Here is a 22,949-nt window from a genome sequence, read left to right as displayed (position 1 = left end):
GAACGTGCCCTTATTTCAGGGCACGTTTTAGTTATCTTTCTCGAACCAATCTAAAACCAATGTAGTTGGCTCTAAAATCAGGCGCTAGTGCAAGGCGGGTCGACACTCGAGCCAAGCTAGGAGCAAAATTCCATGCGCCACCGCGTACCGTTACATCCTCTTGTGAAGCTCGCTTTTGCGTCCACTCCCACACGTTGCCAACGGTATCATATAAACCATAGTTATTTGGTGAAAATTCACCTACAGGAGCTGGGCTTTTATTTGACCACTCACTACCACACCAACCACAGTTGGCTAAGCCCCGACCAATTTCATTTCCCCATGGATACTCTGAACTTGTGCCGGCTCTAGCGGCATATTCCCACTCAACTTCATTGGGTAGACGATATTGGATCCCCTGTTCTGCTGACAACCAATTGGCATAAGCCTTTGCATCTTCGTATGTCACGCAGACAACAGGGAAATTATCTGCCTGCTCAAAACCCGGGTTGCTCCAGTTGTATTCACTTTCCCAAATCGGCTCACCATTTTTGTAGTGTGCACATCCAGCGCCTTTTTCAGCTTCGGTTTGAAATCCAGAACTGGTGACAAACTGTCGAAATTCGGCAACCGTCACTTCATTGCTTTGCATTGCATACGAGTGGCTTAGCACTTTTTCAACAACAGGGCGCTCGTTAGCTAGTCCATTTCCCGTCAAATCTCCCATTTGGAAAGATCCCGCAGGGATAATGACCTCTTTGTTTTCTATCAAGTTAGGAGTCACCGATTTTTGTACCACTGCTTGGCGCTCAACTTGCTCTCTTTTGGGTGTCGGTGCAGCAATCGACTCAGGCTTTTTTATTAGCTTTGCGTTAATCGTTCGAGCACGTCGAACATCTACTCTTGCCGTATATGACTCATAACCGAGTTTGCGAATTTCAATATCGTATGAGCCAAGTGGTACACTCACAACTAGCTTGGTCGAGCCATAGCTGACGCCATCAATAAAAACTTCATCATCATAGACATTTGAACGCAATGTCAGATCAACTTGTCTGTCTTGTGGTGATTGTTGAATGATTTGTGATTTGATTTCAGCCTTTGGCTGCAATGTAGTAACACTAGGAATACTTTTTTCAGGTTTATCTAATTCATCTTTGAATGTTAGCTGGCTGTCACTAAACGTTGTTGGATAACTTGCTTGGTACCCAACTGACAGCGGCGTGCCATATTCACTACAAAAACGGTTATCAAGCGTCAATAAGCCACACAGGCGGCTATTATTCACGTCACCACGCATTGTGACACTCAAATTAACACTGTAATTACCTTGACCGCTAAATGCACTGCCGATTACATGGCTGCTGACAACCTGCACTTGTGCACCTGCAAGATGCCTTTTGGGTTCGACAATACGCTGCTCGGTTAAATTGGCAAAGATTTGATCGATAAAGCGTTTAGTCGCTTTTTGCAATCCTAGCTGTTGGCCCCTCTGTTCACACGCTGCCAGCGTCTCGGTGCGCTTACAGTTTATAGTATGCTCAACTTCCAATGTCCCTTCTCGAGTGAACTCATTACGAAGTCGCTCGACGCGCGCTGTGCTCAACTGGTCTTTTAAGCTAGCAAGCGTGTTAACTAAGGTGTGCTTGCTAACGCGAATTTGCTCAATATCTTTACGGTGCGATGCTATGGCCGCTAACTGCATCGCAATATCTTCTTTGTTAGACTTATGATCAGCCACTGATTGCTGATATCTCGTCTGCGCAGAGGAAATATCGATAGAAGGATCGTCGATAAGGCGACGATACAAGTCATTCATGGCATCAAGTGCCTGATTTTTTTCTTTGTCCAACTCTGTCGAGTTATTCCTCAACAGTTCAAGTTGTGATTGTAAACGGGCTTCTTCAGCCACGTGTTTGTCTAATACCTGAGTATATCTGTCTAACTCAGCTTGTTTTTCGGAGCGCTCTGACTCGATAGCTGTCACAGTCGCAGTATCTTGTGCCCAAACACTTACAGACAATAAGGCGGCAGAGACAAAAAGAGATAAAGGAGCAATTCGCATATATTCCATTCCCAACAGCGGCAGTTGTTTTGGTCTTTGTTATTTTTAATGTTTTAATGCTTAATGCTATGTACTTACGAAGTAAAACACAAGCCTTGCACAATTAATATCTGAGTTTACAACTAATAGTCACGTCCTTACCAGTGTTCTGAGCACATTTTCATGAAATAATAACCACAAAGCGCCTATTTATAGATAAATCGAAAATCATATGTTGACCTCAAGCCACGCTGAATCGCCTCTTCAGACCATTAATCATCCACTATTGGTAGAGAAAAAAATCGACTTAATTATAAAAAGAGACGACCTGCTTCACCCTACAGTTCAAGGAAACAAATGGAGAAAACTGAAATACAACCTCCTAGAGCTTAAACGTCAGCAATGCCAGTCGCTCGTTACATTTGGTGGCGCATTTTCCAACCATTTATATGCCACGGCTATGGCGAGTAAGTTATTTCAGATTCCCGCACATTTCATCGTCAGAGGTCCACACATAGACCCACAAAACCCAACTCTTCGCTTTGCAAAAGCCTGTGGCGTTAATTTGCACCCAGTCACCCGCATCGAGTATCGCCGACGTCATGAGTCAGACTACCTAGCACAGCTCCAGAGTCAGTTTCCAATGGCATATATCATTCCCGAAGGTGGCAGTAACAAATTCGCCTTACAAGGTTGTCAAGAGCTGGCACAATCGCTCCCGAAAAGCGACTACCTTTGCTGCGCAGTAGGTAGTGGCGGAACTCTCGCGGGGCTGCTAAGCGGCGTCGATGAAGCTACACAAGTGTTAGGATTTGCAGTACTAAAAGGCGCTCACTATCTCAATGCAGAAGTCACTAAATTGAACCCCTGCGCCGCAACAAAAACAAACTGGCAGATACTTTCGCAATTCCACGATGGCGGCTACGGCAAGTTTTCAGCTGCTTTGTGGCAGTTTTGTCAACACATGAATCACCAGTATCACCTCCCTCTAGAACCCATTTATAGCGGCAAAATGTTCTATGGCCTATGGCAACTCATTCAACAAGATTACTTCCCTCGAGGCAGTACCATCGTAGCCATACATACAGGCGGTTTGCAGGGGCTTGATGGTCTGCGTTATCGACAATTAATTTAAACTGTTTTCCAACTCTAACAATGGAGCACTGAAGAAATAGCCTTGTGCTCCATCTACACCCAGTCGCTTAATACAATTAAACTCATCCTGTGTTTCAACCCCCACTGCATAAACTGGGATCTGTAACTTTTTCGCTTGATTAACGATTTGTTTGACTACTGCTCTGCGTTTGGCACAACTGTTAATTTCATGAATTAACTCAAAGGCAAGTTTGATCCCCACCACATTATGCAATGTATGGAGCTGCACTATGTCTAGGGGTTTAATAACATGATCCAATACCACATTCGTTCCCAGCGATGCCAGCGAACTAAAAAACTGCTCAAAATAAGCTTTGTGTTGGTAATAATCATTAATCATTAATTCCAAAGTCACTTCGCTCGCTCGCCCCGACGCCTTCAGCGTCACGATCAACCAGTTTAAAAAATCACTATTGGACCAATTTACTACGTGTAAATTTACACTCACAGAAAACCCTCTCGGCTCTTTTGCAAGCACTTTTAACGCCTGTACAACTATGGCCTTATCGAGTTCAATTAAATGTTCATTATGATGTATTTTATGGATAAATTGACCAGCGGTTATCAGCCCTAAAGTTTTATGTCGCACACGCAAAAGCGCTTCACTTTGGATCACATCCTGTGATTTAAAATCAAACAGGGGCTGGCAAAATAATACAAATCGACCGGCTCTAATATCTTCCATAATGTTGATTTCAGCATCCAGCAGGCTTTCGGCTAAGGTGTGATTTAACGGTAACATGTGGATATGCTGCCAAACGTGATTTTGCGCGACACTGAGGGACGATCTCGCAATTTGATATACTTGTGTTTGATCTGCTCCTTCGCTGTAAAAACATGCGCCACATTTTACCGCACTGCGTGATAAATCCCCCCTGAAGGCAAGCAAAGCTTGATAAACCACTTCATGCAAACGTTTGACTGTTTGCTCTACTTCATCTTTATTTAATACGCTGAGTGTGACGGTGAGTGTACCTGATGATAAGTACTTGGCCGAACAGTACTTATATTTATTGAAACACTTGGCCAATGTCACGCTAAAGTGGCTTTGTGGCTCGATATGTTTGGGTAATTCACAACGCCACTTAAACATCGCAAACATGGTTACTTGCTGCTCTGTAGCAACATGCATCACATCTGGGCTGGCACTCAACGCTTTATCGCCAATCAGTTTTCGCCTACGATCAGGGGATTTAGCCCGCTTCGACATAGCAATCCACCCCAATACACCTGCACTCACTAATACTGCATTGAGCCACAAGCAGCACGTAACAGCCCAGTTGATCATATTACTTGGATAGAGGCTCATTGAGTGCTCACCAACTTTAAAATGATAAGGGCTTGAAAGCCAAGCTGTTAAAGCATCATTGCTGGGGAAAATGCTAAACCCAAATTGCTGGGCCAACACACTCAACTCTTGAGCTGGAACTGGTACAATATAGTATGCCAATTGGACATTTAGGCGATTTGCTTCTTCTGCTATCCAAGTGCCAGTGAACTGGACTATCGCCAAGTTTAATACGATGAATAACCCACACCACGCCCCCAAAAACACGTACTCACGTTTAATTGAGTGTTCTGTAAGCGCAAAGTGAAACATGATAAAGCTGCCATTAATGATTCTGATTAAAGTTTTGTTCAATCTAATACAAAACTCAAGGAGACCTGAATAAGAATCCTAAAAGCTGCTGATCTTGCATGCATTATTTTTAGTGGCTTGGAACGACACTGCACCTTAAAAGCCAAAAACAAAAAAGCCTCGTATCAAACGAGGCTTTTTATGCTGATTCGACAATCTATCTCAGATAGCGTTTAGAACGGAATATCGTCATCAAAATCGATTGGTGGCTCCATTGGATTGGAAGCACTGCCTTGCTGCTGAGGTGCAAAACCGCCCTGAGGCTGACCACCTTGCGCTGGTGCACTTTGAGACTGGCCACCAAAGTTGTTATTTTGTGGTTGAGGTGCACTTTGTTGAGGTGCTTGTTGCTGAGGAGCAAAGCCACCTTGCTGAGCCGCAGGCTGCTGACCATATTGCTGTTGGTTGTTTTGCTGAGGCGCAAAACCACCTTGCTGCTGACCATAGCCACCTTGATTACCACCAGACTGGTATTGACCACCCTGCTCGTTGCGACCGCCTAACATTTGCATTTGGCCACCCATATCAACAACAATCTCTGTGGTGTATTTGTCTTGACCACTCTGATCAGTCCACTTACGTGTTTGCAAACGGCCTTCAATATAAACCTGAGAGCCCTTGCGTAAGTATTCGCCAGCCACTTCAGCTAATTTTCCAAACAACACCACTCTATGCCATTCAGTACGCTCTTGCATCTGGCCTGTATTTTTGTCTTTCCAACTATCAGTGGTAGCAATACTAATATTCGCCACACCATTACCGTTGGGCATATATCGTACTTCAGGATCTTGGCCTAAGTTACCCACCAAGATTACTTTATTCACACCGCGTGCCATGGCACCCTCTCCTCACACAATTACAAGCATTGCTTAGTTATATTCTACAACACGATTGTATAACGATTGCGCTTCGAATTCGACTTCTCATCGCAACCAAGTACCCGTTACGCAGGATATAAAATTTGCTTAGCTTGGTTTAAATCAAATTTACTTTCGTCCACTTTTAGATAAGCGCGATTTTCTTCACTGACAACAGTCGCCTCTAACACGCCCGGTAATGTAACCAGTTTATCAGCAAGTGTTTGTGCATGCTGAGGTTTATCGATTTCCGTTACAAAGCTCAGCGCCTTACTACGTGGAGGGACTTGCATGCGCCATGCAATAACCAGCCATATTACCCCAATTCCTGCCGCAGCGGCAAATACAGATTGCGTTTCGTAGTTTTGCGCGAGATACCCACCAAGTACACCGCCTAAAAAGGCTCCCAAGAATTGCCCGGAAGAAAATACCCCCATAGCTGAACCTTTTTGTGTGGCAGGCGATATTCTCGATACCAATGCAGGCATTGTTGCTTCTAGAAAGTTAAATGCGATGAAGTACAAAGTCATAGCCAGTGCAATGCCCCACAGGGAATGAGATAGCCAGATAAGCAGAAAAGTACTAATGCTTAACATGGCAATCGCCCCTAAAAAGACCTGCTTTTCTTTTTGCTTCTTGATCGCAACAATCATCATTGGCGCCATCAATACAAAAGCTAATATGAGTACTGGAATATATATTTGCCAATGAGACTGCGCATCCAGACCATCGTCGATCAATTTGGCTGGTAACACCACGAATAGGGTTGTTAGCGTTAAATGTAGCATTAACACCCCAAGGTCAAGACGCAGCAGTTGTGGGTGTTTAATAAGGTTCTTGATATCTGACAAGGAAGCCACCGTATCGCCTTTAGGTGCTTTGTGCACTGCATTTGGCACCACAAATAACACAATCAAGATGCCCACTAAAGCTAAAATCGCAGTTAACCAAAATACCCCAGCAATGCCGAAAGAAGCAGCTACCATAGGACCCACTAACATCGCTACCGCAAAGCTTAACCCGATACACATTCCGATCACGGCCATCACCTTTGGCCGCTGCTCATCACGGCTTAAATCAGATGCCAAAGCAAGTAACGCACTGGCAATCGCCCCCATGCCTTGAAGAGCTCTACCTGCGGTTACCCAATATATAGACTCAGCCGTTGCCGCAATCACGGAGCCGACAGCAAAAACAACTAGCCCACCTATAATAATAGGTTTACGCCCGTACTTATCCGATAGCCACCCCATTGGTATTTGTAATAGCGCTTGGGTCAAACCATACGCACCTATGGCCAAACCAATCCAAAGTGGTGAAACATCTTCGAAAGAATCACTATAAATCGCCAACACAGGCATGAGCATGAATAACCCGAGCATGCGAAATGCAAAGACACCCGCTAAAGAAAATGCGGCGCGTTTTTCAATTTGGTTCAAAGATTGATTGGACATAAAGCAATGTAAAGTCAAACAGTAAAAAATCGCGAGCTAGTTTAGCAAAAACTCAGTCTAACTGATATTTTTTTAATATCTCGCTTAAACGTCCCGATTTATTTAATGAGCTAAAGGCTTCGCTCAGCTGCTTTAACTGCTTCTCAGAAACACTTTTTTTGCTAAATGCATAGTAGACAGGAGATTGATTGATAATTAAAGGCGCGATTTTGATGGTCATAAAATCAGGGTGATTGGTTGACTGAAAAATGATATTGAATTTTTCCTCCAAAAAGCCAGCAATGCGCCCATGTTTTAGTAAACTTAGCTTAGTTTGGTTGTCGGGAACAAAAATAAATTGAGTGCCTTTGTTTAACTGTTTTTCATACCGCTGTGTGAAGCTAGGGCCATAAAATGCCCCTTGTTGAATAGCCACTGGTACAGGAAGTGAAAATAAGTCTTCCATCGTTTCCACATCAAATGAACGCTCTGCATTCATAGCAAATACGATGGTTTCCATCCGTTGTGGACCGACAAAGTGGGCAAACTTGGTGCGCTCTTCTGTTTGCGTTACACTCAGCACCAAATCAATATTACCTGCTTCAAGCATTTTCAAAGAGCGTCCCCAAGGAATACTCACAAATTTATAGCTACACCCAGCCTCATCAAGTAATGCCTTAGCAAAGTCTACATCCATACCATGCCAACCCTTTTCTTCATCCAAGCGCGATTGTGCGGCGTAATTTTCAAATCGCACCGTCATCTCACACGCCCACACTGGCGACAGAAAAAATAGACTCAAAAGCAAAAAGCGCACACACACAACTCTGTTGCCAATACTCAAAAACAAGTTTAGTTGTTTATTTTTACAAAAGCTTAATTTTGTCTTTGCAATGCGATACCATGCAGGGCTTAATCCAACTCGTTTTGCAATCTACCTCATTTAAGTGAGCCGTCACAGCGCTTAGCACGTAGCAAAGGTAGAATAACCACAGCTTTTATGTATACTGTATGAGTATACAGCTACCCATAATTTAGTTTGCATACCCATTGAATGATCACTTAGCTTCAAATAGTGTCATATAAGGTATACATATCTCAGCGCAGCGGTGAAATATTAAAAAATAAGCGAATGTGATATACACACCCAAATTTGGTTGCAAGCACATGAGATTCACAAAAGGCCACTATGGATAAAATAGAAGTAAGAGGTGCGCGAACGCATAACCTCAAAGACATCTCTTTGACCATCCCAAGAGACAAATTAATCGTCATTACAGGACTATCTGGTTCAGGGAAATCATCGCTCGCTTTCGACACGCTGTACGCTGAAGGGCAAAGGCGCTATGTAGAATCTCTTTCCGCTTATGCCAGACAGTTTTTATCTCTGATGGAGAAGCCTGACGTTGACCATATTGAGGGGCTATCCCCTGCAATTTCTATCGAGCAAAAATCAACATCGCATAACCCGCGCTCAACAGTTGGTACCATTACTGAAATCTATGATTATTTGAGGCTGTTATTCGCCCGCGTTGGAGAACCCCGCTGCCCAACTCACGATCTCCCGCTAAAAGCACAAACTATTAGCCAAATGGTTGATACTGCCCTCGCTCAACCTGAAGGCAGTAAGCTCATGTTACTCGCCCCAGTAGTCAAAAACCGTAAAGGTGAGCATGTTAAGTTACTGGAGCAATTGGCAAGTCAAGGCTTCATACGTGCACGGATCGATGGAGAAGTATGTGATCTGTCAGACCCTCCAACATTAGAGCTGCACAAAAAGCATACGATAGAGGTTGTGGTCGACCGGTTTAAAGTCAAAGATGGCTTGCAACAACGATTAGCTGAATCATTTGAAACTGCACTGGATTTGGCGGATGGTATTGCACAAATTGCCAGTATGGATGACCCAGATGCTGAAGACATTATTTTTTCAGCCAATTTTGCCTGTCCAACTTGCGGATACGCAATGGCTGAGTTAGAGCCTCGGCTGTTTTCGTTTAACAACCCAGCTGGTGCTTGCCAAAGCTGTGATGGCCTAGGTGTAAGACAGTATTTCGATCCAAATCGAGTTGTACAGAATCCTGAGCTGAGTCTTGCTGGCGGTGCAATTAAAGGGTGGGACAAACGCAGTTTTTATTACTTTCAGATGCTAAGCTCTGTCGCAGAGCACTACGAATTTGATTTAGAGCTACCCTTTGGCGAGTTGCCCAAAGCCGCGCAAAAAGTCGTCTTAGAGGGCTCAGGCAAAACCAAAATTGCCTTTAACTATCGCAATGATAGAGGTGATCTGATCACCCGAAATCACGAGTTTGAAGGCGTGTTAAATAATATGAACCGCCGCTATCACGAAACCGAATCTACTTCAGTACGTGAGGAGCTCGCAAAATACCAAACCAGTCAAGCATGCCCAAGCTGCAACGGTTCGCGCCTCAGAGAAGAAGCCAGACACGTCTTTATTGGCGACACGAATCTACCAGTAGTTACAACGATGAGTATTGGTGAAGCATGTCAGTTTTTTGAGTCGTTGACCCTCACGGGCCAAAAAGCGCAAATCGCTGAAAAAGTACTAAAAGAAATTCGCGATAGACTGTCATTTTTAATCAATGTAGGACTCAACTACTTATCACTCGAACGCAGTGCTGACACTTTATCGGGTGGTGAAGCTCAGCGGATCAGGCTGGCCAGCCAAATTGGAGCCGGGCTGGTAGGCGTTATGTATGTACTTGATGAACCGTCAATTGGCCTGCACCAAAGGGATAACGATCGACTGCTTAGCACGCTGACACATTTACGCGATCTCGGAAATACCGTTATTGTCGTTGAACATGATGAAGACGCAATACGCGCCGCGGATCACATCATTGATATAGGCCCAGGGGCAGGCGTTCATGGTGGTCATGTGGTGGCAGAAGGGAGCCGAGAAGACATTATTGCAAACCCAGATTCTCTAACCGGGCAATATTTGGCAGGCAGTAAAGAAATCGCAGTACCAAAAGAGAGACACCAGACAAATGAGAAATGGTTGGAGTTGTTTGGGGCGACTGGCAACAACTTAAAAAATGTCGACTTAAAGATTCCGTTTGGCTTGATGACATGCATTACAGGCGTATCAGGTTCAGGTAAATCAACCCTGATCAACGATACGCTATATAAGCTGGCGCACCGTGCTTTAAACGGCGCTACAGTCTCGGAACCTGCACCGCATAAGGACATTCAAGGCCTGGATCATTTTGATAAAGTTATCGATATTGATCAAAGTCCAATCGGCAGAACACCGCGTTCCAACCCCGCAACTTACACAGGTATCTTTACCGCCATCCGAGAGTTATTTGCAGGTACTCAAGAAGCCCGCTCTCGTGGTTATAAAGTCGGCCGCTTTAGTTTTAACGTTAAAGGTGGTCGCTGTGAGGCTTGTCAGGGTGACGGAGTACTCAAAGTAGAGATGCACTTTTTACCTGACGTCTATGTTCCCTGTGATGTATGTACAGGTAAACGCTATAATAGAGAAACCCTTGAAGTCTTATACAAAGGTAAGAATATCCATGAAGTATTGGAGATGACCGTTGAAGATGCCAGAGAGTTTTTCGATAAAATTCCTGCTATCAATCGCAAACTACAAACACTTATGGACGTTGGTTTGTCATATATCCGACTCGGCCAAGCTGCTACAACACTCTCTGGGGGGGAGGCACAACGAGTCAAATTAGCACGTGAGTTATCCAAACGAGATACAGGTAAAACACTCTACATTTTGGATGAACCAACCACAGGCCTACACTTCCACGATATCCAACAGCTACTAATAGTACTGCATCGACTGCGAGATCATGGCAACACCGTTGTCGTTATCGAGCACAATTTGGATGTCATTAAAACCGCCGATTGGATTGTCGACCTTGGTCCAGAAGGAGGCTCAGGCGGTGGCCAGATTTTGGTGTCTGGTACACCTGAAGAAGTCGCAGAGCACCCTCAATCCCATACTGGTCGTTACCTTAAGCCTATGTTATAAATACTGAGGTGCAGCGGCGCGTACTCGCCGCTGCAACTTGGTTTTAACAGTAGGGATGATAATAACAATGAACCACCCCGCTTGGGTTACAATGAAGCAGGCCGCGATAAAAGTAAGCGCACCATTCGAACGCTTTTGGCATTCACTCAACACACCACAACGACTTTACTTTTCAGCTTTTTTTATTAGCATCTACGCAATAGTATTTGCAAATCAAGACAGTACCGGCTGGGTGAATTTGGTTGCAGTACTTGTTCTGTGTGCCATGACCTATGAATTTTGGCCAAAATTTCTAGTGTTTTGGGAAAGTTTGCCCGGTAAAGCAATTATTTTACTCTTTTATGCCTTTATCGCTAACTATGCATTGGTACAAGCCGCAGGCATGATCAATGACATTACAGGTGTCAGTTCAGATCCTTTACCATATAGCCATAACCTCAGCGTACTTCTATCGCTGCCAACTTGGTTTTTTCTTACCACCATTGTGCTGTTGCTGCTCTTACAAATCATTCAGCCGTTATATTTATTAATGCTGATATTACTTAGGCCATTTGGCTTACACCGTATTTGGCAACCCATAGATTACAAATTCCCAGTGACCACTGGGCTGTTACGTTTTATCTTTAGCTTATTTATTCTGGTACAAGTAGCCAATCTGTTATCGCACACAGGCTTGTCTGGTGGCGTGAATCAGTTTTTCAAAGGGTGGTTTGAGATTATCGCCAATCAACCTATCAATGTGACAACTGCAAATAATGAAGGACCGCAAACTAGCACAGTGAATGTATTAAAACTTGAGCCCGCAGATCAACAAACGGTATCGACAGAGCAAGATCCTGACTTTGAAGACTTTAAAATGAGAATTTCTACAGTCAGCGAAAATACGGTTAAGTACGAAACCCACTTAAAACGCATATTGGCACATTTTATTTATGAGTATGAAGCTGACTCACGCTCTCGTTGCGAACATGCACAAGGAACACGAGTGATTGAATTGAATGATTATGAGATTTTACAAATCACCAAACTCGATGACTCCAATACCTTATCGAGCTATAAATACGATGTGCTTCCCTGCATATCCGCAGCGCTTGGCCATCAATTTAAGACTCGGGTAATGACCAAATAACCAATACTAGATGGCGCTGTATATACAGCGCTTTATTGCTACTTTACGAGATACTCTGACAATGCAGTTCGCTCACGTTCATCAAGAGATTGCGATGCTTTCGCTGCAAAGTCATAACGTACCATGGTAGTTCGCCCCTCAGCGCAGCACTCTGCGTGCTGCCAGGCTTGCTGTAAAATAACAAAGGAGCTATTGCCCACTTTTTCAATCATGGTCTTGAGTTCCACTTCCTGACCGTAAAACAGTTCTCCTTTAAAAGTGACTTCCACCTTAGCGACAATCAATTTCCAGTTGCGTGGATTTAAATCTGGTGTAAAAATTTTGAAAATAGGTGCCCTTGCCGCTTCAAACCAAACGGGGAGTACGGTATTGTTTATATGGCCTAGCACGTCAGTTTCACTAAAACGTGGCATGATTTTTTCTGTAAGCATAATAATTCTAACAACCTTTGAGGATTGAGATGACTGATTTTATTCGCGTTTATGACAATGCACTCAGTGCAGAGTTTTGCAACAAATTTATGCAAACCTTTGATAAAAGTCCACATTTAGCTCAAGGGCAAACTTCTGGTGGCGTCGATCTTAGCAAAAAAGTCAGCCAAGATTTATATCTCAACAATCATCCTGAATACAAGAATCAATTGCGAGAAATTGAACAAGCCACATCAAAGTATCTATTTCAATACATCGAAGAGCACTTTTTTATGATGCTAGGGGCGTTTGGTCTCAATGTCTACCATCCGCAAACAGGTGAACCAGTAAACCTAACTGTAGAAAACTTTGAAGAAGTAGGTAAGCCCCAACTTCACGTATTAACTCAGCAATTGTTTAGACTCGGCCCCATTCAAGCGCAAAAGTATCCAGTAAATAAAGGCGGCTATCCTTACTGGCACAGTGAGGTATACCCTCAACTTCATCACAATGAAGCGCTACACCGCGTGTTGTTATTTATGTTTTACCTCAATGATGTTGAAGAAGGCGGAGAAACTGAGTTTTTCTATCAAAACAAAAAGCTAGCACCAAAGCAGGGCAGTATGGTGATCGCCCCAAGTTATTTCACCCATACTCACAGAGGCAACATGCCGCGCTCTAATGATAAATATATTCTCACCTCTTGGGTGCTATTTCAAAGAGCCGAGCGTTTATACGGCGCACCGCCTCAACAGGCAACCGCTTAAACGATGATTACCTGCGGCCCTGAGTAAATGCTTGCCAGTCGAGCATCAGGGCTCGAAAATCTTCAAACCCACACACTGCCATTAAACCATCTTCATCTAATTCTAAAAAATCATCTTCATAGCGAGATAGGTCAACCTCGTTCTGGTACAGCGTGTGCGCTTCGAATAACGCTTCATCTTTTGATAGCGTAAGACGTACTTCTTTGCCTTCTAAGCGTATTTCTTCCTGATCTTGGCCTAACATATCCATTTGTTGCACAAACTGTTCCACATCGGCAATTGCCAGTTCTTCGTTCAACCAACGACCTACCAGCGCATGCTCTTGTGACATACGCACACGATAGCCTGTGATCGGATCTCTAATAAACTGATATTCCATACTACTTTCATTTCTTCTGGATAGTCCCTAATTATATCCTTAACTCACTATAAAAGGGTAATCCGGTTGATAATATAAGCTTCATCAATCCCGTGAAAATATTTGTGTAATTCGTATAATACTGCTCCTGAACACGCAAACAGTAAGCTTATGACACCCGTTGAAATTCTTTTTCCTTTGATCTTTTTAGTACTCACCGGGTTTGTGTGCGGTAAGAGTGGTTTTATTGCAACCAATCAATTGGAAGGGCTTAGGCGCTTTATTTTTTATCTCGCTATTCCTGTATTTTTGTTCTTAAACATGTACCGTGCAGATCTGTCTCAGGTTGCTTCAACTGAGATTATGCTAGCTTTCTATTTACCCGTAGCTACATGCTACTTTTTGATCCTTGCAACAAAGTGGCTCGTTCACCGAGAAGCTTTGAATGATGCAGCTATGTGGGGACTTGGCGGAACCTATTCTAATACGGTTTTGGTTGGCCTTCCGGTGATCATCGCAGCCCTTGGCAACGATGCAGGCGCAATGGTATTTATGATTATTACCTTTCACAGTGCATTGCTGTTTGCGTTGAGCTTTTTGTTCTCAAGTACAGCGCAACAATCTCTAATAACTACACTGAAACCCTTATTTATCAACCCCATTGTGCTAAGTATCAGCTTAGGGTTGGTCTTCAACGCTGTTGAGCTTTCTATTCCTACCTTAATGCAGTCTGGATTAGACTGGTTGGCAAAACCCGCCATTGCAGGTGCACTTTTTGTGCTAGGGGTCAGCTTAGTCCAGTATTCCATCAAACAAGCATGGCAAAGTGCTCTGCTCCTTAGCGCAGCGAAATTAGTGCTTTTACCGATAATGGTATGGGGATTTGCAAATTGGATGGAGTTGCCCGCAGAACATACCGCCGTATTGACTTTAATGGCGGCGTCTCCACTGGGCGTAAACGCATACCTCGTCGCGAGACAGCAACAATGTGCTCAAGCTACGCTGGCCAGTAGCGTGGTGATGTCCACGCTACTAAGTCCTATTACTATGAGTCTCTGGCTATACTGGCTAATCCCGTGAAGAGTACTTTGCTGCGTCAATGATTGCCCAAAGGTGTACGACGGCAGCAATGATAGCGGGCACAACTAAAAACCACAGTGCATAACCACCAACCGTAATAATGGCAAATATAATGGCTGCCAACAAACGGCCTTGAACTAACTGCCCTAAACCAGGAAAAAATACATTACATATTGCCGCAATAACATTACCGCCAGAACCTTGTCCTGCCATAAATACCTCTCTTTGTTGTATGTCTATTCCAAAAACATCAAATTTTGACAGAGTGTACAGAAGCTCCTTGCTTCATTCACTATATTTAATACTAATCACAATATATGCCAACATTTAAATTGTTAAGTATCAACAAGTTAAAAACAAAGAGTTCAAATTAAAGAATTGAGATTAGTCTAATTAACTAACTATTAGTCCTTTTATTAGTTATATTGTTCAATATCACCACTATTGTTTAGCACATTGTTTCATATACACTTCACTATGTGACAAAAAGCCATGCAGGCCTACATAATAACAACAGGACTTTATCCATGCTAAACACCATTACACGGCCACTGAGTCGACTTGTCGAGCGCTATCTGCCAGATCCCTTTGTTTTTGTCATTATACTAACCTTGTTTGTTATGTTTATGGCAACCCTATTCACACCAACCACCCCAATTGAAACCGTACAAATCTGGGGAAGTGGATTGTGGAATTTACTGACATTTGCGATGCAGATGTTACTTGTTTTGATTGCAGGCTTTATGCTGGCAAATACACCCTTTTGTGGCAAGCTGCTCAATAAACTTGCACGCTGTGCCAAATCTCCAAAGCAAGCCATTTTATTAGTCACATTGATCTCGATGATCGCAAGCTGGTTAAACTGGGGCTTTGGCCTAGTGGTCGGCGCACTCTTTGCCAAAGCTCTAGCAAGACACATCAATGTAGACTACCGCGTACTGGTCGCCAGCGCATATTCTGGCTTTATTGTATGGCATGGAGGACTTGCCGGTTCAGTGCCTCTAACCATTGCATCAGACGGTCACTTTGCCGAATCACAAATTGGTATTTTAAGCACCGGACAAACCATTTTTTCATACTTTAATTTAATCTTACTCGGTGCGATGTTGGTGGTGCTACCGCTGCTAAATCGCGCTATGTTACCACCTGAAAAAGAGCAAGTTTTAATTGATAAAACGAAGCTGAAAACATCAGAGCCAGAAAAGACGGTAAATATATTAACGCCCGCAGAAAGGTTAGAGCACACACCGTTGCTTGGCAGGGCTATAGGCTTACTAGGCTGTTGCTACTTAGGCTACTATTTTATTGCTACCGGAGGTGGACTAAACCTCAATATCATCATTGCACTCTTTTTGTTCTTAGCAATTCTGTTTCATGGTTCGGCCACCCATATTCTCAACTCTTTGCAAGAGGCAATTAAAGGGGGGGCTGGTATAGTGATCCAGTTTCCATTTTATGCTGGGATCATGGCAATTATGGTTCAAACAGGTCTTGCAGAGCAGATTTCAGCGGGATTCGTCTCAATCAGTGACGCACAAAGCCTGCCCTTTTGGAGCTTTCTGAGTGCAGGCTTAGTAAATATTTTTGTGCCTTCCGGAGGTGGGCAGTGGGCTGTGCAGGCACCAATTGTGATCCCGGCGGCCCAGGCCTTAGAAGCCGATATTGCCCGTGTAGCCATGGCGGTCGCTTGGGGAGATGCGTGGACAAACCTTATCCAACCATTTTGGGCCTTGCCTGTGCTCGCAATTGCAGGGCTAAAAGCACGAGATATTATGGGATTTTGCCTGCTACAACTTCTAGTAACAGGCATTATCATTGCGGCTATCTTAACCTTTGTTTAGCTAGACAAAATTTTCACAGGCAGGCTCAGGATCACATTGTCTGAGTCTGCAAAATGCCACATCACGGCAATATGCCCGACAGCGACAAGCGCATACAATGCAGCGGAGACAATCTGTCCATAACGGTCTAAGGGCAGCAAATGGGTTTGATGGCGAGTACGCCACTCCAATAAAATTTCAATGCTGCCAATAAAGATGAAAAATGCCAACAACATCAAACCAAAGCTGAAGCTGATCCAGAGCCCAAGCCCTAACCCTGCAAGGCAAGCGAGCAAGCCTACCCAAGAACGCATTGAAAAACTAATACTTTTAAGTACATGCCCGCCATCCAGCGGCAAAATAGGTAGTAAGTTAAACAAATTTAACAGTGCACTGAGTACCGCAACACCTGCGAATATTTCAGCACCGGTCGCATAATAGAGCACCACGCCCAGCACCGATGTAAACAAACCAAATGCGGGTCCCATCAGAGAAATAATGACATCCTGCCAACGAGTGGTCATCTTATCTTCGCTCATAGCTAGGCCACCAACGAAAGGGATCAGATAAAAGCCTTTGGTTTTCAATCCAAAGTATTTCATAGCGCGCACATGCCCATATTCATGTACCACAAGACAAGCCACCAACATCAAAGCAAATTGCCAAGAAAAAAGCCACGCATACCCGGCTACAGATGCGCCAATCAATGCCGCTTTGACTACTTTGGCACTTTTAAATAACTTAAAACCCAGTGCCGCTAAGCCCAACCAGTTGCCCCGTCGCTCTTCTATGGCATGAGGTACTTCAATCCATTGCCACGGTGATTGATCAATTGATACCGCCAGCGCATTAGTGTGTAACTGTGTAGTATCCAACATCAAAACATGTGTCCCTAAGTCCACACTAAACTGATGTTCACTGTGCTCCTCAATGGGGACTGACTGCTGCTCTTTGTACACCTGTACCACCGTATGCTGACTTACCATAATCGATATAGCCATGCCACCGATAGGAAGCTCAATTCTTGTCATCGTATTCACTACTTTGCGAAATTTTCACTATTATCCTCAATTCATAGTCTCTATTGAAGAGACAATGAGTGAATTCTTACCAAGTTGTACTACGCTTAGGATGTCGAATTCAGCCGAGTCTTTCGACCTCTTTGAAATGTTTTTGTCATTTAATAAATGATATTAAAGAGATTAGAGCAGTCTAACTTTAACGAGCACATAGAGACAGTCAGCCCTAGGGACAGGAAATTATGAACAATCGTAGCCGACGTATACTTGTTGTAGATGATTCTCACGCGATCCTTGTAGTGATGCAAGCCATTCTATCTGAACTCGATATTGAGCACGTCACCGCCGTAGACAGCGCAGCGAAAGCTCTAGAAAAAATACGTCAGTCCCCCTACCCTTACGATGCCATCTTCACCGATCTCAACATGCCTGAAATGGATGGTATGGAGTTTATTCGCCATTTAGGTGAAATACATTATCCCGGTGGGATCATTATCATTTCAGAGATGGAAAATCGCATCATTGATTTAGCGGCCAATTTGGCGCGCCAACACTGTACACACTTAATTGGCAATATCGCAAAGCCTGTACAGCTTATTGACGTTGAAAGAAACTTAAAAAAATTAGACAGCTTTGTCGGAACAGAAGAAGAGTATGAACAGCCCATCACTGAAGAAAAGCTGTTAGAGGCAATTAGCCAGCATGAGATCACACCTTTTTATCAACCCAAGGTGCACCGCGGTACCAAACAAATTAAAAGTATTGAGGTACTCGCTCGTATTGTGTCAAAAGAGCATGGTCAGGTCATGTTGCCAAAACGCTTTATTGGCGTTGCAGAGGATCTTGATTTGATAAACCTGCTTACGTTTCAACTTTTTGAAAAAGCGGCAACCGAGTTTCAACTCATCAGAAATGAATTAAATTACCCGTTCAAATTGGCCTTTAATCTTTCACCCATTCAACTTAATGATACCAGCTGCCCAGATAAGCTTGCGCTAATTTTGGAGCTTAACCGTTTAAAACCTCAAGAGGTCATTGTCGAAATCACCGAGCATCAGCCTATTGTTACCAGTTTACAATTGGAAACCATCAATCGCTTACGGTTACGTGGCTTTGATCTTGCCCTTGATGACTTTGGCACTGGGTTTACTAATATCCACCAGCTGAAAACGCTGCCATTTACAGAAATTAAAATTGACCGCTCTTTGATCACCTATATCGAATCAGATCGATTTTCACAAGTTTTGGTCGATAGTTTGATAGACATAGCTCAAAATGAGCAACTCGATATTGTTGCAGAAGGTATTGAACGCATTGAAGAGCTTCAATACTTAGAAAGGTATAAATTCAGCCTGCTCATGCAGGGCTATTTGATCAGCCGACCAAAAGCCCTCTCTGAATTTGTGCGCTGGATACACTCATGGGAAAGAATGATTAACTCAAACCCTTAGCTTTCCAGCGCAGTCCGTCTGAGGCTACTTCTTATCTTGTCCTTCTGGCTCATTTTCAGTGACAATTAAATGGCTGTGATTGTCTATACGTTGTTGCCACTTTTGTTTCGCTGCCGCTTGCATATCGCTGGTTTGCTCTCGTTCATCGACGATGTCCATGCCCATCAGAGACTCCAATAAGTCTTCCAACGTGACGATGCCTTGAATATCTCCATATTCGTCGACAACCAAGGCAATATGAATACGCTTTTCTAACAGGGTTTGAAATAAAGTCGGGGCAGCCAAGGTTTCTGGCACGGTGTACAGTGGTTTCATCAGCTTGCTGATCTTGTAATCTTCACCAAGACGGTGATAAGCCAACATAATGTCATTTTTGTGCACGAAACCAACAATATCATCGCTGTTTTGGTCAAATACCAGCACGCGAGAGAAAGACACAGAACCGTGATCAGCAAGATAGTCATGCACCGTCATATCTTTATGCACTTTAAATAGCACCGTTCTTGGTGTCATTAAGTTTTCTAGCTTTGCATGTCTAAACTGAAGCAGGCTGCGTATGGTTGCCGATTCCTCAGCTTGTAAGGCGCCTGCTTGAGAACCCATTTCCGCCATGGCCTCAATTTCCTGACGAATATAAATAGACTCATCACCTTTTTTACCAATAAGCTTGGTTAACTGATCAGACATCCACACAAATGGCTTCAATAGGCGCACCATCCACACCAAAGCAAAACTCACGCTAGGCGTGAGCCCGCGCCAGTAGGTTGCACCTAACGTTTTTGGAATAATTTCAGACAGTACGAGTACCAATAACGTCATCACCGCTGATGCCATTCCGACCGCCGCATCTCCAAATACAACGGCAGCTTGTGCACCAACCCCCGCCGCACCTGCGGTATGGGCAACCGTATTAAGCGTCAATATAGCTGCTAGCGGTTTATCAATATTGTCTTTCAACTTTTGCACACGTGATGCCAAAGTTGGGTTTTGTTGCTTCATCATCCCAACATGGCTAGGCGTGATACTCAATAGTACCGCCTCCATAACCGAGCATAAAAAAGAAATCGCGATAGCTAAAAACATGTAGCTAATTAACAAAAACAAGGTCTACTCCTCACGTAACAACCGTTCTCTTATATCTTAGCTGTACAGCACTTAATCGCACAGCCCATAGTAATCTTTATGAATATGTTATATTAACGCATATTATTTACCTACAATAGGCGCATACTATGAAATTTAAGTCAGCGGTAACTTTACTATTTTCCGCAATAGCTACGCAACTCAGCGCAGCGCCAATCGATAGCCAACACATTCAGTTTATTGGCCCAATTGGTCAAAACATTCAAACTAAACCGCACCATACCGGCCACCAAACAGCAATTGTTAACACGCTCGTTAGCAAATTAAGTGAAGACAATAGCTCATTAGAAGTCTTTGGCGAACAGATCAAGTGGCAACCACTGTCTGACGTCAATGCATTAACGATGGGTGGCCTACAGGCACTAAAACTTGAGTTTTCTGCAACGCGCTTTGTACAAGGTAAACTGAACCTGACTGGTATAGAGAAGGCCCATGTCTTTTTGAATGGTCAACAACTTGAAGGCAAAGAGAGTTATTCATTGAACGCCGTCACTGGCGATCACCAACTGTTAATTGTCGCCGAGCAAGTCAGTGATTGGAAAAAAGTGGTCATCGACTATACCCCAAATGCTGAGCATGACACGCTGGTATTTACCCAGAAAAGTACCAAAGCGTTATCCGCAAAACAGCTCTTCGACTCTCCGACCATCAGCGCAATTTCACTGTCTCCTGATGCAAACTACTACGTTGCGACCAAACAGCAATATCAAGACAATAAAGGTAACTCTGCACTACGTGATACCGTACTTTATAACGAAGACGGTGAAGTCGTTTATCGTTTAAATGGCGTTAATGCAAATGGGGTTAGTTGGAGAGAAGATTCTAAAGCAGTGATCTTTGTTCAAAACAACCAGCTTAAAACACTCGATATCAAAACCCTTAAAGAAACAGTCATCGCTGAAGATTTAACCGGTGCAAGTGGGTTCAAGTTCTTTGATAACAATACTTTGATCTTCTCTTGGACTAAAACAGCGCCTAAAGGCGATAAGATAGTTAAACACTACAAAGGCCTAGAAGATCGCTGGTCTTATGCACGTAATATCAGCCAAGTATATTTAATGGACATCAGCACAGGCCTAATTCAGGCAGTGACTGAACATGACCTTAGCCATTCTCTTGAAGATTTCGACGCTAAAAATAAGCGCATCCTCGCTACTCGCTCACCACAGCACTACGATGCACCATATCATGGCATAACTGAGTTGGTAGAGTTTGACCTAACAAACAATAGCAGTAAAGTTTTAGGCCAGTACGGGACATTCAATGATGCGCGTTATGGTAATGATGGCATCTATGTCACAGCTGGCGCAGAGTTCGGCAACGGAGCTGGTCGTACACTCGCCCAAGGTGTACTAGCCAACAACTACGACACACAGTTGTTTTGGATGAATACACAAGGCAAAGAAATTAAAGCCCTAAGTAAGCAATTTGACCCTTCGATTGATTCATTCAAGGTATTAAATAACGGTGATTTAGTGCTTAGAGCGACTGATGAAGATCGCAAGAAGCTATATTTATTCGATGAGAGCAAAAATAAATTTAAGCCACTTAAAACTAAATTAGACGTTGTAGAAAGATACAGTGTTGCCGACAAGCGCAGCCCTATTATTATTGCCACTGGAACAACGGCGTCAACGCCACAAAAGCTGGTTCAACTCACTGCAAAGAGCAACCGTGCCAGCACGCTGTGGGATTCAAAACCTCTAGCGTACAAAAATGCAGAAATAGCCGCACTGGAAGAGTTTAACTTTACCAATTCCGCAGGGACTGAAATCAAAGGCCGCGTATATATCCCACACGGTTTAGATAAAAACAAAAAACACCCTGCACTGATTTATTATTACGGTGGTACATCGCCAGTTTCACGCGGTTTTACAGGCCGTTACCCATTTAACTTTTGGGCAACTAATGGCTACGTTGTCTATGTGTTGCAACCATCAGGCGCAACAGGGTTTGGTCAAGAATTCTCGGCAAAACATGTCAATGATTGGGGCAACCGCGCAGCTGACGATATCATTGAAGGCACTAATGCATTCTTAAGTGCGTACCAGTTTGTCGATAAGGACCGTTTAGGTAATTTAGGCGCATCTTATGGTGGCTTCATGACAATGACATTGGCCACCAAAACAGATATGTTTAGCGCTTCAATTTCACACGCGGGGATCTCTAACTTAACTTCATACTGGGGCCATGGCTGGTGGGGGTATTTATACTCGTCTGAGGCATCTAAGCATAGCTACCCGTGGAATAACAGCAAGCTGTACAGTCAGCAAAGTCCTGTGTTCAATGCCGATAAAGTTAAAACCCCTCTGCTACTAGTTCATGGCGATGCCGATGTGAACGTACCAGTTGGAGAAAGCCACATTATGTACACCGCCTTAAAAATGCTGAATCAAGACGTCGAGCTGATCGAATATAAAGGTGCTGATCACCAAATATTTGCCAGAGACCGTCGTTTCCAGTGGTGGGATACAATGCTTGCTTATTTCGATAAGCACCTAAAAGATGAGCCACAATGGTGGCAACACATGTATGGTAAATAAAACCTTGTAGCAGCACTTTAGTGCTGCTATTTTTTTATGTGCAAGTAATAAAAAGCTAGAACTATTTCATGATTTTTAAAAAGTGACCAAATAGCGTACTAATTACTGTCGCT

At 43.6% G+C, this 22,949-nt stretch carries 18 protein-coding genes; 8 read left to right on the top strand and 10 right to left on the bottom strand.

The window, feature by feature from the left end; genetic code table 11:
• Window positions 1–31 precede the first annotated feature (31 nt).
• On the bottom strand, window positions 32–2,044 hold the full coding sequence (locus tag J8M00_RS17700; protein WP_211011865.1) for an SUMF1/EgtB/PvdO family nonheme iron enzyme: 2,013 nt from the start codon (window positions 2,042–2,044) through the stop codon (window positions 32–34).
• A 211-nt stretch (window positions 2,045–2,255) separates the two neighbouring features.
• Between J8M00_RS17700 and J8M00_RS17695 the strand changes: the two genes are divergently transcribed.
• Window positions 2,256–3,158: a 1-aminocyclopropane-1-carboxylate deaminase/D-cysteine desulfhydrase gene (locus tag J8M00_RS17695; RefSeq protein WP_211011864.1), complete on the top strand. Its 903-nt coding sequence runs from the start codon at window positions 2,256–2,258 to the stop codon at window positions 3,156–3,158.
• Here J8M00_RS17695 and J8M00_RS17690 read toward each other — a convergent pair.
• The 4 genes from J8M00_RS17690 to J8M00_RS17675 form a co-directional block, all read right to left on the bottom strand.
• On the bottom strand, window positions 3,150–4,778 hold the full coding sequence (locus J8M00_RS17690) for an EAL domain-containing protein (protein WP_211011863.1): 1,629 nt from the start codon (window positions 4,776–4,778) through the stop codon (window positions 3,150–3,152). The genes J8M00_RS17695 and J8M00_RS17690 overlap by 9 nt on opposite strands.
• 212 nt (window positions 4,779–4,990) lie before the next feature.
• Complete coding sequence (ssb, locus tag J8M00_RS17685; protein WP_211011862.1) at window positions 4,991–5,653, bottom strand: single-stranded DNA-binding protein; 663 nt, start codon at window positions 5,651–5,653, stop codon at window positions 4,991–4,993.
• Between the two features lie 107 nt (window positions 5,654–5,760).
• Complete coding sequence (locus tag J8M00_RS17680) at window positions 5,761–7,128, bottom strand: MFS transporter (protein ID WP_211011861.1); 1,368 nt, start codon at window positions 7,126–7,128, stop codon at window positions 5,761–5,763.
• Window positions 7,129–7,180: 52 nt separating this feature from the next.
• The gene (locus tag J8M00_RS17675; protein ID WP_211011860.1) at window positions 7,181–7,870 is read right to left on the bottom strand and encodes a substrate-binding periplasmic protein; all 690 of its coding nucleotides are present in this window, start codon (window positions 7,868–7,870) and stop codon (window positions 7,181–7,183) included.
• A gap of 426 nt (window positions 7,871–8,296) precedes the next feature.
• On the opposite strand from J8M00_RS17675, the gene uvrA reads away from it, so the two are divergent.
• Complete coding sequence (gene uvrA, locus J8M00_RS17670) at window positions 8,297–11,116, top strand: excinuclease ABC subunit UvrA (protein ID WP_211011859.1); 2,820 nt, start codon at window positions 8,297–8,299, stop codon at window positions 11,114–11,116.
• A 67-nt stretch (window positions 11,117–11,183) separates the two neighbouring features.
• The gene (locus tag J8M00_RS17665) at window positions 11,184–12,245 is read left to right on the top strand and encodes a hypothetical protein (RefSeq protein ID WP_211011858.1); all 1,062 of its coding nucleotides are present in this window, start codon (window positions 11,184–11,186) and stop codon (window positions 12,243–12,245) included.
• 38 nt (window positions 12,246–12,283) lie between these two features.
• On the opposite strand, the gene J8M00_RS17660 is transcribed toward J8M00_RS17665, so the two are convergent.
• Window positions 12,284–12,676 carry an acyl-CoA thioesterase gene (locus J8M00_RS17660; protein ID WP_211011857.1) on the bottom strand — a complete coding sequence of 131 codons (393 nt, stop codon included), beginning with the start codon at window positions 12,674–12,676 and terminating at the stop codon, window positions 12,284–12,286.
• A 29-nt stretch (window positions 12,677–12,705) separates the two neighbouring features.
• Between J8M00_RS17660 and J8M00_RS17655 the strand changes: the two genes are divergently transcribed.
• Window positions 12,706–13,422 (top strand): 2OG-Fe(II) oxygenase, encoded by a 717-nt coding sequence (locus J8M00_RS17655; protein WP_211011856.1) that lies wholly within the window; start codon window positions 12,706–12,708, stop codon window positions 13,420–13,422.
• A gap of 7 nt (window positions 13,423–13,429) precedes the next feature.
• On the opposite strand, the gene J8M00_RS17650 is transcribed toward J8M00_RS17655, so the two are convergent.
• Window positions 13,430–13,801 (bottom strand): YacL family protein, encoded by a 372-nt coding sequence (locus J8M00_RS17650; RefSeq protein WP_211011855.1) that lies wholly within the window; start codon window positions 13,799–13,801, stop codon window positions 13,430–13,432.
• A gap of 150 nt (window positions 13,802–13,951) precedes the next feature.
• Between J8M00_RS17650 and J8M00_RS17645 the strand changes: the two genes are divergently transcribed.
• On the top strand, window positions 13,952–14,860 hold the full coding sequence (locus J8M00_RS17645) for an AEC family transporter (RefSeq protein WP_211011854.1): 909 nt from the start codon (window positions 13,952–13,954) through the stop codon (window positions 14,858–14,860).
• Here J8M00_RS17645 and J8M00_RS17640 read toward each other — a convergent pair.
• A complete protein-coding gene (locus tag J8M00_RS17640) occupies window positions 14,849–15,073 on the bottom strand; it encodes a hypothetical protein (RefSeq protein ID WP_023397272.1) in 225 nt (74 codons plus the stop codon). The two genes, J8M00_RS17645 and J8M00_RS17640, sit on opposite strands and share 12 nt — an antisense overlap.
• A 314-nt stretch (window positions 15,074–15,387) precedes the next feature.
• Here J8M00_RS17640 and J8M00_RS17635 point away from each other — a divergent pair, with 314 nt between their 5' ends.
• Window positions 15,388–16,701 carry a short-chain fatty acid transporter gene (locus J8M00_RS17635; RefSeq protein ID WP_211011853.1) on the top strand — a complete coding sequence of 438 codons (1,314 nt, stop codon included), beginning with the start codon at window positions 15,388–15,390 and terminating at the stop codon, window positions 16,699–16,701.
• Here J8M00_RS17635 and J8M00_RS17630 read toward each other — a convergent pair.
• Complete coding sequence (locus J8M00_RS17630; protein WP_211011852.1) at window positions 16,698–17,711, bottom strand: site-2 protease family protein; 1,014 nt, start codon at window positions 17,709–17,711, stop codon at window positions 16,698–16,700. The genes J8M00_RS17635 and J8M00_RS17630 overlap by 4 nt on opposite strands.
• Before the next feature lie 230 nt (window positions 17,712–17,941).
• Here J8M00_RS17630 and J8M00_RS17625 point away from each other — a divergent pair, with 230 nt between their 5' ends.
• The gene (locus tag J8M00_RS17625; RefSeq protein WP_211011851.1) at window positions 17,942–19,150 is read left to right on the top strand and encodes an EAL domain-containing response regulator; all 1,209 of its coding nucleotides are present in this window, start codon (window positions 17,942–17,944) and stop codon (window positions 19,148–19,150) included.
• Between the two features lie 24 nt (window positions 19,151–19,174).
• Here the strand turns inward: J8M00_RS17625 and J8M00_RS17620 are convergent, their stop codons facing one another.
• The gene (locus J8M00_RS17620; protein WP_023397276.1) at window positions 19,175–20,254 is read right to left on the bottom strand and encodes a CNNM domain-containing protein; all 1,080 of its coding nucleotides are present in this window, start codon (window positions 20,252–20,254) and stop codon (window positions 19,175–19,177) included.
• Window positions 20,255–20,382: 128 nt separating this feature from the next.
• Here J8M00_RS17620 and J8M00_RS17615 point away from each other — a divergent pair, with 128 nt between their 5' ends.
• Window positions 20,383–22,836 carry an alpha/beta hydrolase family protein gene (locus tag J8M00_RS17615; protein WP_211011850.1) on the top strand — a complete coding sequence of 818 codons (2,454 nt, stop codon included), beginning with the start codon at window positions 20,383–20,385 and terminating at the stop codon, window positions 22,834–22,836.
• The last annotated feature ends 113 nt before the right edge of the window (window positions 22,837–22,949 follow it).

The organism is Pseudoalteromonas luteoviolacea (genome assembly GCF_018100925.1).
In the GTDB taxonomy this organism is placed as follows: domain Bacteria; phylum Pseudomonadota; class Gammaproteobacteria; order Enterobacterales; family Alteromonadaceae; genus Pseudoalteromonas; species Pseudoalteromonas obscura.
This window is presented reverse-complemented; position numbering and strand designations above follow the sequence as displayed.